The 13,117-nt window shown below is 71.0% G+C and carries 11 protein-coding genes; 6 read left to right on the top strand and 5 right to left on the bottom strand.

The features are described 5' to 3' along the window. Positions 1-1,236, top strand: a 1,236-nt coding sequence (gene sucB / locus IEX31_RS14930) for a 2-oxoglutarate dehydrogenase, E2 component, dihydrolipoamide succinyltransferase (RefSeq protein ID WP_188744208.1), incomplete at its 5' end; no start/stop codon positions are given. Here sucB and IEX31_RS14935 read toward each other — a convergent pair. Beyond that, on the bottom strand, positions 1,233-2,837 hold the full coding sequence (locus IEX31_RS14935) for a protein kinase family protein (RefSeq protein WP_188744209.1): 1,605 nt from the start codon (positions 2,835-2,837) through the stop codon (positions 1,233-1,235). The two genes, sucB and IEX31_RS14935, sit on opposite strands and share 4 nt — an antisense overlap. Before the next feature lie 125 nt (positions 2,838-2,962). On the opposite strand from IEX31_RS14935, the gene lipB reads away from it, so the two are divergent. From lipB to IEX31_RS14950, 3 genes are all read left to right on the top strand, one after another. Further along, positions 2,963-3,604, top strand: coding sequence for a lipoyl(octanoyl) transferase LipB (gene lipB, locus IEX31_RS14940; RefSeq protein WP_188744210.1), 642 nt, complete (start codon positions 2,963-2,965; stop codon positions 3,602-3,604). After that, the gene (gene lipA, locus IEX31_RS14945; protein WP_188744211.1) at positions 3,601-4,590 is read left to right on the top strand and encodes a lipoyl synthase; all 990 of its coding nucleotides are present in this window, start codon (positions 3,601-3,603) and stop codon (positions 4,588-4,590) included. Before lipB ends, lipA begins: the two co-directional genes overlap by 4 nt. Positions 4,591-4,664: 74 nt before the next feature. Continuing rightward, on the top strand, positions 4,665-5,378 hold the full coding sequence (locus IEX31_RS14950) for a DUF4191 domain-containing protein (protein WP_188744212.1): 714 nt from the start codon (positions 4,665-4,667) through the stop codon (positions 5,376-5,378). A gap of 62 nt (positions 5,379-5,440) precedes the next feature. On the opposite strand, the gene IEX31_RS14955 is transcribed toward IEX31_RS14950, so the two are convergent. Continuing rightward, positions 5,441-5,875, bottom strand: coding sequence for an RDD family protein (locus IEX31_RS14955; protein WP_188744213.1), 435 nt, complete (start codon positions 5,873-5,875; stop codon positions 5,441-5,443). A gap of 140 nt (positions 5,876-6,015) precedes the next feature. Here IEX31_RS14955 and glnA point away from each other — a divergent pair, with 140 nt between their 5' ends. Then, entirely contained in the window at positions 6,016-7,440 is a 1,425-nt protein-coding gene (gene glnA, locus IEX31_RS14960; protein ID WP_188744214.1) for a type I glutamate--ammonia ligase, read from the top strand. Positions 7,441-7,533: 93 nt separating this feature from the next. Here the strand turns inward: glnA and IEX31_RS14965 are convergent, their stop codons facing one another. Then, positions 7,534-10,551 (bottom strand): bifunctional [glutamine synthetase] adenylyltransferase/[glutamine synthetase]-adenylyl-L-tyrosine phosphorylase, encoded by a 3,018-nt coding sequence (locus IEX31_RS14965; protein WP_188744215.1) that lies wholly within the window; start codon positions 10,549-10,551, stop codon positions 7,534-7,536. A 10-nt stretch (positions 10,552-10,561) separates the two neighbouring features. Then, positions 10,562-11,899: a glutamine synthetase family protein gene (locus IEX31_RS14970; RefSeq protein WP_188744216.1), complete on the bottom strand. Its 1,338-nt coding sequence runs from the start codon at positions 11,897-11,899 to the stop codon at positions 10,562-10,564. 87 nt (positions 11,900-11,986) lie between these two features. Here IEX31_RS14970 and panB point away from each other — a divergent pair, with 87 nt between their 5' ends. Then, on the top strand, positions 11,987-12,874 hold the full coding sequence (gene panB / locus IEX31_RS14975) for a 3-methyl-2-oxobutanoate hydroxymethyltransferase (protein ID WP_188744217.1): 888 nt from the start codon (positions 11,987-11,989) through the stop codon (positions 12,872-12,874). A 50-nt stretch (positions 12,875-12,924) separates the two neighbouring features. On the opposite strand, the gene IEX31_RS14980 is transcribed toward panB, so the two are convergent. Next, the gene (locus tag IEX31_RS14980) at positions 12,925-13,110 is read right to left on the bottom strand and encodes an SPOR domain-containing protein (protein WP_188744218.1); all 186 of its coding nucleotides are present in this window, start codon (positions 13,108-13,110) and stop codon (positions 12,925-12,927) included. Between the last annotated feature and the right edge of the window lie 7 nt (positions 13,111-13,117).

Consider the following 13,117-nt stretch of genomic DNA (forward strand, 5'->3'; position numbering starts at 1 on the left):
CCGACACCCGCACCCGAGGCCGCTCCGGTGGCGCCGGCCGCGCCGGCCGCGCCGGCCCCGCCTGCGCCGACACCCGCACCCGAGGCCGCTCCGGTGGCGCCGGCCCCGCCTGCGCCGACACCCGCACCCGAGGCCGCTCCGACTGCGCCTGCGCCGGCACCGGCACCCGAGGTGGCGCCGGCCGCGCCTGCTGCTACTCCACCTGCGCCGGCACCCGCCGCGGCGCCGGCCGCGCCTGCGCCGGCACCTGCGCCAGAGGCCGCTCCGGCCGCGCCTACTGCGGCTCCGGCTGCGCCGGCACCGGTCGCCGCACCAGCAGCAGCGACGGGGGCGCACGCCGGCCCCAGCGGCTACGTCACGCCCATCGTGCGCAAGCTCGCCAACGAGCAGGGCGTCGACCTCGCGAGCGTCACGGGCACCGGGGTCGGCGGACGAATTCGCAAGCAGGACGTCATCTCGGCCCACGTCGCACCGGCGGCCGTGCCGACGGCACCGGCCCGCACGCCGCTCGAGACGTCGCCGCTGCGCGGCACCACCGTGCCGATGACGCGCCTGCGCAAGGTCGTCGCCGAGCGCGCGGTGGTCTCGATGACCTCGACCGCGCAGCTCACCACCGTCATCGAGGTCGATGTCACCCGCGTCGCACGCCTGCGCGATCGCGTCAAGGGCGCGTTCCTCGAGAAGACCGGCAACAAGCTGTCCTTCCTGCCGTTCTTCGCCCTCGCCGCCGCGGAGGCCCTGCGCGCCTACCCGATCATCAACTCGACCGTCGACGGAGACAGCATCGTCTACCCCGCGACCGAGAACATGAGCATCGCGGTCGACACCGAGCGCGGCCTGCTCACACCGGTGATCCGCGACGCCGGCGAGTTGGACATCGCCAGTCTCGCGGCGCAGATTGCGGACCTCGCGGATCGCACGCGCAACAACCAGTTGAAGCCCGACGAGCTCTCGGGCGGCACGTTCACGCTCACGAACACCGGTTCGCGCGGCGCGCTGTTCGACACCCCGGTCGTGTTCCTGCCGCAGTCGGCGATCCTCGGCACGGGCATCGTCGTGAAGCGGCCGGTGGTCGTGAGCCAGGACGGCTCCGAGGCGATCGCCATCCGCTCGATGGTGTACCTCGCGCTGTCGTACGACCACCGCATCATCGACGGCGCCGACGCGGCCCGCTTCCTGACCGCGGTCAAGGAGCGCCTGGAAGAGGGCGACTTCGAGTCGGTGCTCGGCATCTAATCGAAGATCTCGCGCAGACGCCAGCCGGCCTCGCCCCTCACCACGAGGAGCGAGGCCGCTTCGCTTCCGGCCTCCGAATGGGACACCTCGACGAGCACGGCATCTCCCATCTCGACCGTCACGGCCGCAGTCGACGGATCGAACGCGTCGACGGGCGGTGGCGCGCCGTCGCGAGCCGCGTGCATCGTCGCGCGATCGTCCGCCTCGATGGCCGAGCCGTGCTGCACCACCTCGTCGAGACACGCGAGGTCGAGCGTCGCGAAGCACTCGGCGCGACGCTCGAGCAGCGCCCGCGCCGCCGCGGCCGCATCCTCGCCGAACGCGTCGCCGACCGCGGTTCCGGCCTCTGCGGAGGGCTCTGCTGACGTCGTGCTCGGCGTCGGGGCGTTCCTGCTCCAGTCGCCGGTCGCGGCATCCGGACTCCCGGCCTCGCCTGCTGGACCGGCCGTCGCCGGGGGCACGAGGGTGAGCAGGAGCACGAGCGCTCCCCCACCGACCAGGCCGCCGACCGTGAGTGCACCACGACGTGCACGCACGATGGCGCCGACGCGCCTGCGCAACCGGCCGGCCGGCGACGCCTCCGTCGCCGCGACCACGCGCTCGTCGAGTTCCGTGGGCAGCTGGGCGAGGCCGAGGAACGCCCGAAGCCCGCTGAGGCGCCGAGCCGGCGCGCCACCCGCCTCCGGCCCGGCGACGTGGTCCTGTCCCGCCTCAGGCGGCGAAACTGGTGCGGTGACGCGGGCGGGGACGCGCGTCGCCCGCACCCGCACCTCGACGCCGGCGATCGGCTCCGGTGTGGCGGCCCGGAACAGGAGGCGCTCGAGCTCGGGCTCGCAGCGGAGGAACGGCCGCGCCTCCAGCCGGCCCCGCATCAGGTCGATGGCCGCGTCGAGGGCGCCGGCGGGCCGCACGACGGCGGCGACCTCCTCGATCAGTTCCGCGAGGGCCAGGTGCCCGGCTCGGAGAAGCGACGTGCGCTCCGCGGCCAGCTCGGGTCCGGGCAGGCGGCGCAGCGCGCCGAGCCCGATGAGCCGCGGGCGCCCGCCATCATCGAGCAGCAGGTCGGCGGCCGACAGTCGGGTGTGCACGAACCCCCGCGCGGCCAGATCGGCGACCGCGATGGTGATGGGCGCGAGGATCGTGACCGCCTCGCCCGCGGTCAGTGCGCGTTCCGTGAGCAGTCGTGCAATGGACGGCCCCGGGAGGCGCTCGACGGCAAGGCAGCATCGGCCGTCGTCGAGCCCGGCGACGTCGAACAAGGCTGGAAGGCAACCGTCGGCATCCGTCGACATGGCCTCGATCTCGATCGCGACCGATTCGCCGGTCACGTGCGCCGGGTAGACCCGCACGGCCACGAGGGGCATCACACCGCGTGCGGGCGCCGACGCGGTGGCATCAGCGGGCGCCGCGAGGCCGTCCGCCGGACGATCGTCGGGATGCTCCGGCTCCGCCGCCGCAAGGTAGACGTCAGCCCGCTCGCCGGACGCGATGCGGCGCAGCAGCCGATATCCGACGAGGCCGCCCGTGAGCGGCGGCGGACTCGCGACGCGCGCAGGCGGCGGCACGACGGTGTCCTGGGGTCGACGGCGTATGCGGCTCATGCCGAGATCCTCCAGGGCGCACGGCGCCGACCGCTCGCGGGGCTCACGGGTCGTGGCGGAGCACGCCGTCGACCGCATGTGGAGGACAAGTCGGGCACGTCCCTGGCGCGCATAGACTGGTCGACATGCTCGACTTCGTCGTCGCGGGGCTAAGCGCCAACTCCGTGCCGTACATCGAGGGTCTCGACCTTCAGCGCGCCGTCCATCGCGCGGTCGTCGCGGGCGAACGCCCCGACGCCGTCATCCTCCTGGAACACCCCTCCGTCTACACCGCCGGCAAGCGCACCGCGCCCGATGAGCGACCGACCGACGGAACGCCCGTCATCGACGTCGACCGGGGCGGCAAGATCACCTGGCACGGGCCCGGCCAGCTGGTCGGTTACCCGATCCTCCGGCTCGCCGAGCCGATCGACGTGGTCGGCTACGTTCGCCGGCTCGAGGGCATCCTCATCGACGTGCTCGCAGGCCTCGGCGTCGCCGGCCGCCGCGTCGAGGGCCGCTCGGGCGTCTGGGTGGGCCCTCCGGGCCTCGAGAACAAGATCGCCGCGATCGGCATCCGCGTCGCCGACGGCGTCACGATGCACGGCTTCGCGCTCAACTGCAGCAACTCCCTCGACCCCTACGAGAGGATCGTCGCGTGCGGCATCCGAGACGCGGGGGTCACGACCATCACCCGTGAGCTCGGCCGCGAGGTGACGCCCGAGCAGCTGGTCGCACCGATCTCGCAGCGGTTCCTCGCCGAGGCCGAGGCGGCGGTCGCCGCATGAGCACCCCACCCGAGGGGCGCAGGATGCTGCGCCTCGAGGTCCGCAACGCCCAGACGCCGATCGAGCGCAAGCCCGAGTGGATCAAGACGCACGCGAAGATGGGCCCCGAGTACCGCCAGCTCCTGCACCTCGTGAAGAGCGAAGAGCTCCACACGGTGTGCCAGGAGGCCGGCTGTCCGAACATCTACGAGTGCTGGGAGGACCGCGAGGCCACCTTCCTCATCGGCGGCTCGCAGTGCACCAGGCGCTGCGACTTCTGCCAGATCGACACTGGAAAGCCCGCCGACTACGACATCGACGAACCACGTCGCGTCGCCGAGTCGGTGGTGCGCATGCAGCTGCGGTACTCGACCGTCACGGGCGTCGCGCGCGACGACCTGCCCGACGAGGGTGCGTGGCTCTACGCCGAGACCATCCGCGAGATCCACCGGCAGTCGCCCGGTACCGGCGTGGAGATCCTCGTGCCCGACTTCTCGGGCAACCCCGAGCTGCTCGGCGAGGTCTTCTCGTCCCGTCCCGAGGTCTTCGCGCACAACGTCGAGACAATCCCGCGCATCTTCAAGCGCATCAGGCCGGCGTTCCGCTACGAGCGCTCGCTCGACGTGATCACCCAGGGCCGCGACGCCGGGCTCATCACCAAGTCGAACCTGATCCTCGGCATGGGCGAGGAACGCGCTGAGATCTCTCAGGCGCTCCGCGACCTGCACGATGCGGGCACCGACATCATCACCATCACGCAGTACCTGCGCCCGAGCCCGCGTCACCTCCCGGTGGATCGCTGGGTGCGCCCCGAGGAGTTCGTCGAGCTCAAGGAGGAGGCCGAGCAGATCGGCTTCCTCGGGGTGCTCGCCGGACCGCTCGTGCGTTCCTCGTACCGCGCCGGGCGCCTCTGGGCGCAGTCGATGCAGGCGAAGGGACTCGAGCTGCCGCCCGCGCTCGCCCACCTCGCCGACGCGTCGCTCGGGTTCGCGCAGGCGGTCGGCTGAGACATCCGGATGCCGCCTCCGCTCGTCGAGAACACGGTCGGAGGCGGCACGCGGCCGCCGGTATCCTTGTCACCATGGCACGCACCAAGGACAAGCCGTCCGCTCCGAGGGAGCCCGGCCGCATGAAGCAGATGTGGCAGGTCTTCCAGATGACCCGCCGCTACGACAAGGGCTCACAGTGGCTCATGCTCCTCGGCTTCCTCGCTCCCGTGCTCGTGGGCCTCGCTCTCGCGCTGTGGTTCGGCGACGGCAACGGCCTCACCATCGCGCTCTGGATCGTCGCCGGCGTGCTGGCGGGCATCCTGCTCGCGCTCGTCATCCTCGGCCGCCGGGCCGAGCGGGCGGCGTACTCGCAGATCGAGGGTCAGCCCGGCGCGGTCGGCGCCGTGCTCCGCAGCGGACTGCGCGGCGGCTGGACGGGCAACGAGATGCCGGTCGCCGTGAACGGCAAGACGCAGGACGCCGTGTATCGCGCCGTGGGGCGCGGCGGGGTCGCGCTCATCAGCGAGGGGCCCGTGTCCCGTACGCAGCGCATGCTCGACGACGAGAAGCGCAAGGTCGCAAGGGTGCTCCCCAACGTCCCGATCATGCTCATCTCGGTGGGCCACGACGAGGGCTCCATCGAGCTGCACCGCCTCCCCGCGACCCTGCGCAAGACCAAGCGCACGCTCACGAAGCCCGAGGCGCTCGCCGTCGCCAACCGCCTGAACTCCCTGCAGACGCAACTGCCGATCCCGAAGGGCATCGACCCCATGAAGGTGCGGCCCCAGCGCGGCAAGATGCGCTGACCCGGCTCGCTCGGCTCACGTGAGCAGCGGCATCCGTCGATCGGCGGATGCCGCTTCGCCTGTCAGGCGCGGATGAGCACCGTGCCGGCGAGCTTGTCGTGGAAGCCGCGCTGGTCGGAGTCCCACACGACGGCCGGCAGCACGATGACGAGCAGCACCGTGCGCACGACGGGGCGCCAGGGGCCGACCCAGCCGCCCGCGACCGGCACGACCCGCAGGCCGACGAGGCGGTGACCGACGCTTCCGCCGATCGTCGGGATGAAGAGGACCTGCATCAGGGCGAAGATCCCGAGCGTGAGCCACGTGTGGAGCGTCGAACTGTAGGGGGCGAAGAGCAACGCGATCACGATCGCCGCCACCCAGTCGATCGCGAGCGCCGCGAGGCGCCGGCCAACGCGGCCCACCGAACCGGAGCCGGCGGCGGGAAGGCCGAGCCGCTCCCCCGGCCACCGACCGGGTCGGAGTTCGCCGGAGGTTCGGGGCTGGGTCGCAGGCACCCCCCGATTCTACCGACCCTCCCGGCGCGTAACATGACGGAAACATCCGTGTCACGGTCGGGAAATCGCGACTCGATACCGTCGTGAGCGGCTGTGCAAGTCCGTCCGGTCCCCACCCGCCCTCTTGGAGTGTTCGTCACATGTTCAGTGATTCGTCTGAAGTGCTCAAGTTCATCAAGGAGACGGATGTCAAGTTCCTCGACATCCGCTTCACCGACCTCCCGGGTGTGCAGCAGCACTTCAACATCCCGGCGTCGACCGTCGACGAGGAGTTCTTCACGGTCGGCCAGCTGTTCGACGGCTCCTCCATCCGCGGATTCGCCTCGATCCACGAATCCGACATGCAGTTGATCCCGGATGTCTCCACGGCCTACGTCGACCCGTTTCGCGCCGAGCGCACGCTCGTCATGGTGTTCGACATCTACAACCCGCGCAACGGCGAGATCTACGGCAAGGACCCCCGTCAGGTCGCCAAGAAGGCCGAGAAGTACCTCGCCTCGACCGGCATCGCCGACACCGCGTTCTTCGCCCCCGAGGCCGAGTTCTACATCTTCGACGACGTGCGCTACGAGGTGAAGCAGAACGCGAGCTTCTACTCGGTCGACTCGAGCGAGGGCGCCTGGAACTCGGGCCGCACCGAAGAGGGCGGCAACCTCGCGAACAAGACCGCGTACAAGGGCGGCTACTTCCCCGTCTCGCCGGTCGACCAGCACGCCGACCTCCGCGACGACATCGTGCTGAAGCTCATCGAGGCCGGCCTCGAAGTCGAGCGCTCGCACCACGAGGTCGGCACGGCCGGCCAGGGCGAGATCAACTACAAGTTCGACACGATGGTGCACGCGGCCGACGACATCCTGAAGTTCAAGTACATCGTCAAGAACACCGCCAACGAGTGGGGCAAGACCGCCACGTTCATGCCGAAGCCGCTGTTCGGCGACAACGGCTCGGGGATGCACACGCACCAGTCGCTCTGGAACGAGGGCAAGCCGCTGTTCTACGACGAGGCCGGCTACGGCGGCCTTTCCGACGTCGCGCGCTGGTACATCGGCGGCATCCTCAAGCACGCCCCCGCGATCCTCGCCTTCACGAACCCCACGGTGAACTCCTACCACCGCCTCGTGCCGGGCTTCGAGGCTCCTGTGAACCTCGTGTACTCGGCGGGCAACCGGTCGGCGGCCATCCGCATCCCGATCACGGGCACGAACCCCAAGGCCAAGCGCATCGAATTCCGCGCGCCGGATGCCTCGGGCAACCCGTACCTCGCCTTCGCCGCGCAGCTCATGGCCGGACTCGACGGCATCAAGAACCGCATCGAGCCGCACGAGCCCGTCGACAAGGACCTCTACGAGCTCCCGCCCGAGGAGGCCAAGTCGATCCCCCAGGTTCCGGGTTCGCTCGACGCGGTGCTCAACGCGCTCGAGGCCGACCACGACTTCCTCCTCGAGGGCGGCGTGTTCACCAAGGAGCTCATCGAGACCTGGATCGACTACAAGCGCGAGAAGGAGCTGAAGCCCCTGGCCCAGCGCCCGCACCCCTTCGAGTACGAGCTCTATTTCGGCGTCTGATCCCCGCTCCCCCCAGGGCGACGGCCCCGCACCCGAGTGGTGCGGGGCCGTCGTTCGTCCGGCGGCGCTGCCGGCGCCCGCGCCGCCCACGTCTCAGTGCATGGTCGGCTCGCGGCGCGGCTCCACGCCGTAGAAGCCCCGCTCGAACACGGCTCGCGCTCGCCTCGTGACCTGGAGGTAGTCGCTCTCCAGACGGCTCGCCGACCCGGGCGGATAGCCCATGATGCGCGCCACGCCCTCGAGCTGCGAGCGTTCGACGGGCAGCACGTCGGTCGTCCGGTCGAGCCACAGCGTGAGCGCTGACCTCGCCCGAGCGGCGAACACCCACGCCGCGCGCAGCACGCTCGCTTCCGCCGGGGTGACATAGCGGTGCTCGACAGCCGCGTCGAGGGCGTCGAGTGTCGACGTCGTGCGGAGCGACGGCTCGGCGGCGCCGTGCTGCAGTTGCACGAGCTGCACGTACCACTCGACATCCGACAGCGATCCACGCCCGAGCTTCAGGTGCCGCGTGGGGTCGGCGCCCTGCGGCAGGCGCTCGTTCTCGACACGCGCCTTGATGCGCTTGACCTCGCGGATGTCGCGCTCGGAGATCTCCGCCGGATACCGCACGGTGTCGGCGAGTTCCGTGAAGTCGCGGATGAGCGCCGCGTCACCCGCCACGCCGCGCGCACGCAGCAGGGCCTGCGCCTCCCACGTCAGCGACCACCGCGCGTAGTAGGCGCGGTACGCGTCGAGCGACCGGGCGACGACGCCGTTGCGGCCCTCGGGTCGCAGGTCGGCGTCGAGCTCGAAGGGCAGGCGCGCGTCCTCGCTGAGGCGCACGAGCTCGGCGACGATGCGCAGCGCCCGCGCCTGCGCCTCCTCGGGCGAGGCATCCGTCGGCCTGAAGACGTAGACGATGTCGGCATCCGACCCGATGCCGAGCTCGCGGCCGCCGAACCGGCCCATGCCGATCACGGCGAACTCGAGCCCGTCGACCTCGCCGCGGCGGATCGCCTCGACCAGGGCGGCGATGTGGCTCTCGCTCACGTCGGACAGGCCCCGGCCGAGCTCCTCCACCGTGCACACGTCGAGGATGGCCGAGAGCGCCAGGCGCAGCACCTCCCGACGGCGGATGGCCCGGAACACCTTGGCCGCGGCATCCGCGTCACCGTGGCGGGCGAGTACGGCTCGCTTCTCGTCCTCGAGCGCGACGAGCGGGCGGGGACGCAGCTCGTCGAGGTCCTCGAGCCACGCGACCGCTTCGGGGATGCGCTCGAGCAGTTCGCCGACGAACCTCGACCCCGAGAGCACGCGCGTGAGTCGGAGCGCGGCATCCGACGAGTCGCGCAGCAGGCCCAGGTACCAGTGCGTGGTGCCGAGCGTGTCGCTCACCCGGCGGAAGGCGAGCAGCCCGTAGTCGGGATCCGCGCCGTCGGCGAACCAGGAGATGAGCACCGGCATCAGGTGCCGCTGGATGGTGGCTCGTCGCGATACACCGGCGGTGAGCGCGCCGATGTGGGCGAGCGCCCCCTTCGGGTCGCGGAAGCCGATCGCCGCGAGCCGCGCCTCCGCCTGCTCGCTCGTCAGCTCGAGCTCGCCCGGAGGCATCGCCGCCACCGCGGACAGGAGCGGCCGGTAGAACAGCCGCTCGTGCAGGCCGCGCACCCGCTGGCGGGTGCCCTGCCACAGGGCGGACAGGTCGTCGGCGTTCCGAGCGAGACCCGACGATCGTGCGAGCGTTCGCAGCCGCGCCGCGTCACGAGGCATGAGGTGGGTGCGTCGCAGCCGTTCCAGTTGCAGGCGGTGCTCGAGCACGCGGAGCACGCGGTAGTCGCGCGAGAACTCGGCCGCCGCCTCGCGGCCCACATACCCGCGCTCCGCGAGCGCCGCGAGGGCCGGCAGCGTGCCGCCCTGCCGGATCTCGACATCGGTCGCGCCGTGCACGAGCTGGAGCAGCTGCACCGTGAACTCGATGTCGCGGAGGCCCCCCGGGCCGAGCTTCAGCTGCACGTCGACCTCGTCTGCGGGGATGTGCTCGGTCACGCGTTCGCGCATCCGCTGCACCGACTCGACGAACCCGTCGCGACCGGAACTCGCCCAGACCTTCGGGGCGACGCCGACGGCGTAGCGGGCCCCGAGCTCCGCATCGCCGGCGATCGGTCGTGCCTTGAGCAGCGCCTGGAACTCCCAGCTCTTCGCCCACCGGTCGTAGTACTGCAGGTGCGAGTCGAGCGTGCGCACGAGTGCGCCATCCTTGCCCTCGGGGCGGAGGTTCGTGTCGACTTCCCAGAGCGGCGGTTCGATGCCATGCTCGGCGATCACGCGCATCGCGACCATTGCGAGCCGCGTCGCGATGTCGAGCGCGCGGGCCGTCGACACCGCCTCTTCGTCGGCGGACTCGGCGACGAAGATCACGTCGACGTCGCTCACGTAGTTGAGCTCGCGGGCACCGGCCTTGCCCATGCCGATCACCGCCAGGCGGGTCGCCGCCACCTCGTGTTCGGGGTACCGGCCGGGCGCGGCGGGCTCCCCGTCGACGCGAGAGATCGCGCGCCGGGCCGCCGTGAGCGCCACGTCGATCGCCGCACCGGCCAGGTCGGCGAGCCCCGCAGCGACCGTGTCGACGGCCTCGATCGTGCTCGGGCGCGTGAGGTCGTACACGGCGATGCCCGCGAGGAGGCGGCGATAACGCGCCCGCACCGCGGTCGCCGCGGCCTCGGGCAGGCCAGCGTGCGGAACGTCGAGGTCGTCGAGCGCGGCCGACATCGCGGCGCGTGCGTCATCCGCTCCGAGCGGCCGGTTCGGTGCCTGCCGCAGCACCGCGAGCTCGGTCGGATGCCGCAGCAGGAAGTCGGCGAGGCCGCGTGACGCGCCGAACAGGCGCGCCAGGCGCTCGGCGGAGGCGTCGTCGCCGAGCACCGCGGTCACCTCGGGCCGAGCACGCTCCTCGAGGCGGCGGATCGCCGCGAGTGCCTCGTCGGGATCGCCCGCATGCGCGAGGGCGGCGAGCAGGCGTTCCTCATCGACGCCGGTCGCCGAGGCGAGCTCCTCGAGCGAGGCGGCGGCCCGGTCGAGGTCGTCGAAGCCCGCGCGGGCGAGCCGGCCGAGGGACTGCGCCTGCCGTGACATCCGTCTCGGGTCAGAGGATCTCGAGGTTGCGGTGCAACTCGAACGGCGTGACCTGCACCCGGTAGTCGCGCCACTCCGCGCGCTTGTTCGCGAGCACGTAGTTGAAGACCACCTCGCCCAGCGTCTCGGCGACGAGTTCGGACTCCTCCAAGTACTCGATCGCGTGGTCGAGGCTCGCCGGCAGCGGGTGGTACCCGAGCGCGCGTCGTTCGCTGTCGGTGAGCGCCCACACGTCGTCCTCGGCCTCGGGTGGAAGCTCGTAACCCTCCTCGATGCCCTTCATGCCGGCCGCGAGGAGCAGCGAGAAGGCGAGGTACGGATTCGCGGCCGAGTCGATGGCCCGGTACTCGACCCGGGCGCTCTGGCCCTTGTTCGGCTTGTAGAGCGGCACGCGCACGAGCGCGGAGCGGTTGTTGTGGCCCCAGCAGATGAAGCTCGGCGCCTCATCGCCGCTCCACAGCCGCTTGTAGGAGTTCACGAACTGGTTCGTGACCGCCGAGATCTCGTTGGCGTGCCGCAGGAGCCCGGCGATGAACTGGCGGCCGATCTTCGAGAGCTGGTACTGCGCGCCGGCCTCGAAGAACGCGTTCGCGTCGCCCTCGAAGAGGGAGAGGTGCGTGTGCATGCCGCTGCCGGGATTGTGCGAGAACGGCTTGGGCATGAACGTGGCGTAGACGCCCTGCTCGATCGCGACCTCCTTGACGACCGTGCGGAAGGTCATGATGTTGTCGGCCGTGGTCAGGGCGTCGGCGTACCGGAGGTCGATCTCGTTCTGGCCCGGGCCGGCCTCGTGGTGGCTGAACTCCACCGAGATTCCGAGGTCCTCGAGCATGCGCACCGAGCGGCGACGGAAATCGTGGGCGGTGCCACCGGGCACGTTGTCGAAGTAGCCGGCCGAGTCGACGGGCTGCGGCCCCTCGGGTCCGTACTTCGACGACTTCAGGAGGTAGAACTCGATCTCGGGGTGCGTGTAGAACGTGAAGCCACGGTCGGCCGCGCGCGCGAGCGTGCGCTTCAGCACGTTGCGGGGGTCGGCGACGGCCGGCTCGCCGTCGGGCGTCGTGATATCGCAGAACATGCGCGCCGTGGGGTCGATGTCGCCACGCCACGGGAGCGTCTGGAAGGTGGTCGGGTCGGGGAACGCCAGGAGGTCGGACTCGTACGTGCGGCTGAGGCCCTCGATGGCCGAGCCGTCGAATCCGATGCCCTCGGTGAACGCCCCCTCGACCTCGGCCGGGGCGATCGCCACCGACTTCAGGGTGCCCACCACATCGGTGAACCAGAGCCTGACGAACTTGACTCCACGTTCCTCGATGGTCCGGAGAACGAAGTCGCGCTGCTTATCCATCCACACCCTCTCTCGCACCTCTCAGGGTAGCGGCTCGACGGCCGGCCGAGCGCCGGGCATGGCAGCCCGTTGTGCCAGACTGGCGGCATGCCAGTCCAGCCTGTGAACGACCCAGCATCCGCGAGCTCTCCCGTCGCCGAGACGAACCCGTACGGCGGGGCCGCGGCGTCCGGAGGGCCGAAGCGCGTGCGCACGCGGCACTTCCAGAACGCCAAGCGCGAGGGCATCAAGATCACCGGGCTCACGAGCTACGATATGCTGACGGCCCGCATCTTCGACGAGGCGGGCATCGACTTCCTGCTGGTGGGCGACTCGGCGGGCAACAACGTGCTCGGCTACGAGACCACCCTGCCCGTGACCATCGACGACCTCATCCCGCTCACGCGCGCGGTCGCCGGAGCGGTCAGGCGCGCGTTCGTGGTGGCCGACATGCCGTTCGGCTCGTACGAGAACGGCCCCGAGGACGCGCTCAAGACGGCGGTGCGGTTCATGAAGGAGGCCGGCGCCCACGCCGTCAAGCTCGAGGGCGGCGAACGCAGCGCGAAGCAGGTCCGGCGCATCGTGGGCGCCGGCATCCCCGTGATGGGGCACATCGGCTACACGCCGCAGAGCGAGCACGGCCTGGGCGGCCACGTCATCCAGGGCCGGGGCGAGGGCGTGCAGCAACTGCTCGCCGACGCGAAGGCGGTGCAGGAGGCGGGCGCCTTCGCGGTGGTGCTCGAGATGGTTCCGATGGATGCCGCGCGGCAGGTCACCGAGCTCCTCGACATCCCGACCATCAGCGTGGGCGCCGGCCCGCACACCGACGGACAGCTGTTGGTCTGGACCGACTGGGCCGGCCTCACCATCGGCCGGGTGCCGAAGTTCGTGAAGCAGTACGCGAACCTCGCAGGAGTGCTCGGCGACGCGGCCCGGTCGTGGCGGGAAGACGTTGAATCGGGCAGCTACCCCGACGCCGAGCACAGCTACGAATAGGGGTCTCGAGACGCGTCCGACTTCGTCGGGCACTCCTCAACCACCGGCGGTCAGTCCTCGGCGGCCTCCTCCTCGGCCCACTTCGCGCTGTTGGCGCGCAGGATCTCGAGCGCTCGCTCGGCCTCCTCGCGCGTCTCGAACGGCCCGACGCGGTCGACCGCGGGCGACAGCAATCCCTGCTCCACCTTGCCGCTCTTCATGTTGTACCAGAACATGTGCTCGACATCCTCGGCCATAGGCTGA

The sequence above is a fragment of the Agromyces bauzanensis genome, from assembly GCF_014645655.1.
Classification (GTDB): domain Bacteria; phylum Actinomycetota; class Actinomycetes; order Actinomycetales; family Microbacteriaceae; genus Agromyces; species Agromyces bauzanensis.

Coding starts and splice junctions, on each gene's coding strand:
- IEX31_RS14935 (WP_188744209.1), bottom strand. CDS start 2,837: ATGAGCCGCATACGCCGTCGACCCCAGGACACCGTCGTGCCGCCGCCT.
- lipB (WP_188744210.1), top strand. CDS start 2,963: ATGCTCGACTTCGTCGTCGCGGGGCTAAGCGCCAACTCCGTGCCGTAC.
- lipA (WP_188744211.1), top strand. CDS start 3,601: ATGAGCACCCCACCCGAGGGGCGCAGGATGCTGCGCCTCGAGGTCCGC.
- IEX31_RS14950 (WP_188744212.1), top strand. CDS start 4,665: ATGGCACGCACCAAGGACAAGCCGTCCGCTCCGAGGGAGCCCGGCCGC.
- glnA (WP_188744214.1), top strand. CDS start 6,016: ATGTTCAGTGATTCGTCTGAAGTGCTCAAGTTCATCAAGGAGACGGAT.
- IEX31_RS14965 (WP_188744215.1), bottom strand. CDS start 10,551: ATGTCACGGCAGGCGCAGTCCCTCGGCCGGCTCGCCCGCGCGGGCTTC.
- IEX31_RS14970 (WP_188744216.1), bottom strand. CDS start 11,899: ATGGATAAGCAGCGCGACTTCGTTCTCCGGACCATCGAGGAACGTGGA.
- panB (WP_188744217.1), top strand. CDS start 11,987: ATGCCAGTCCAGCCTGTGAACGACCCAGCATCCGCGAGCTCTCCCGTC.
- IEX31_RS14980 (WP_188744218.1), bottom strand. CDS start 13,110: ATGGCCGAGGATGTCGAGCACATGTTCTGGTACAACATGAAGAGCGGC.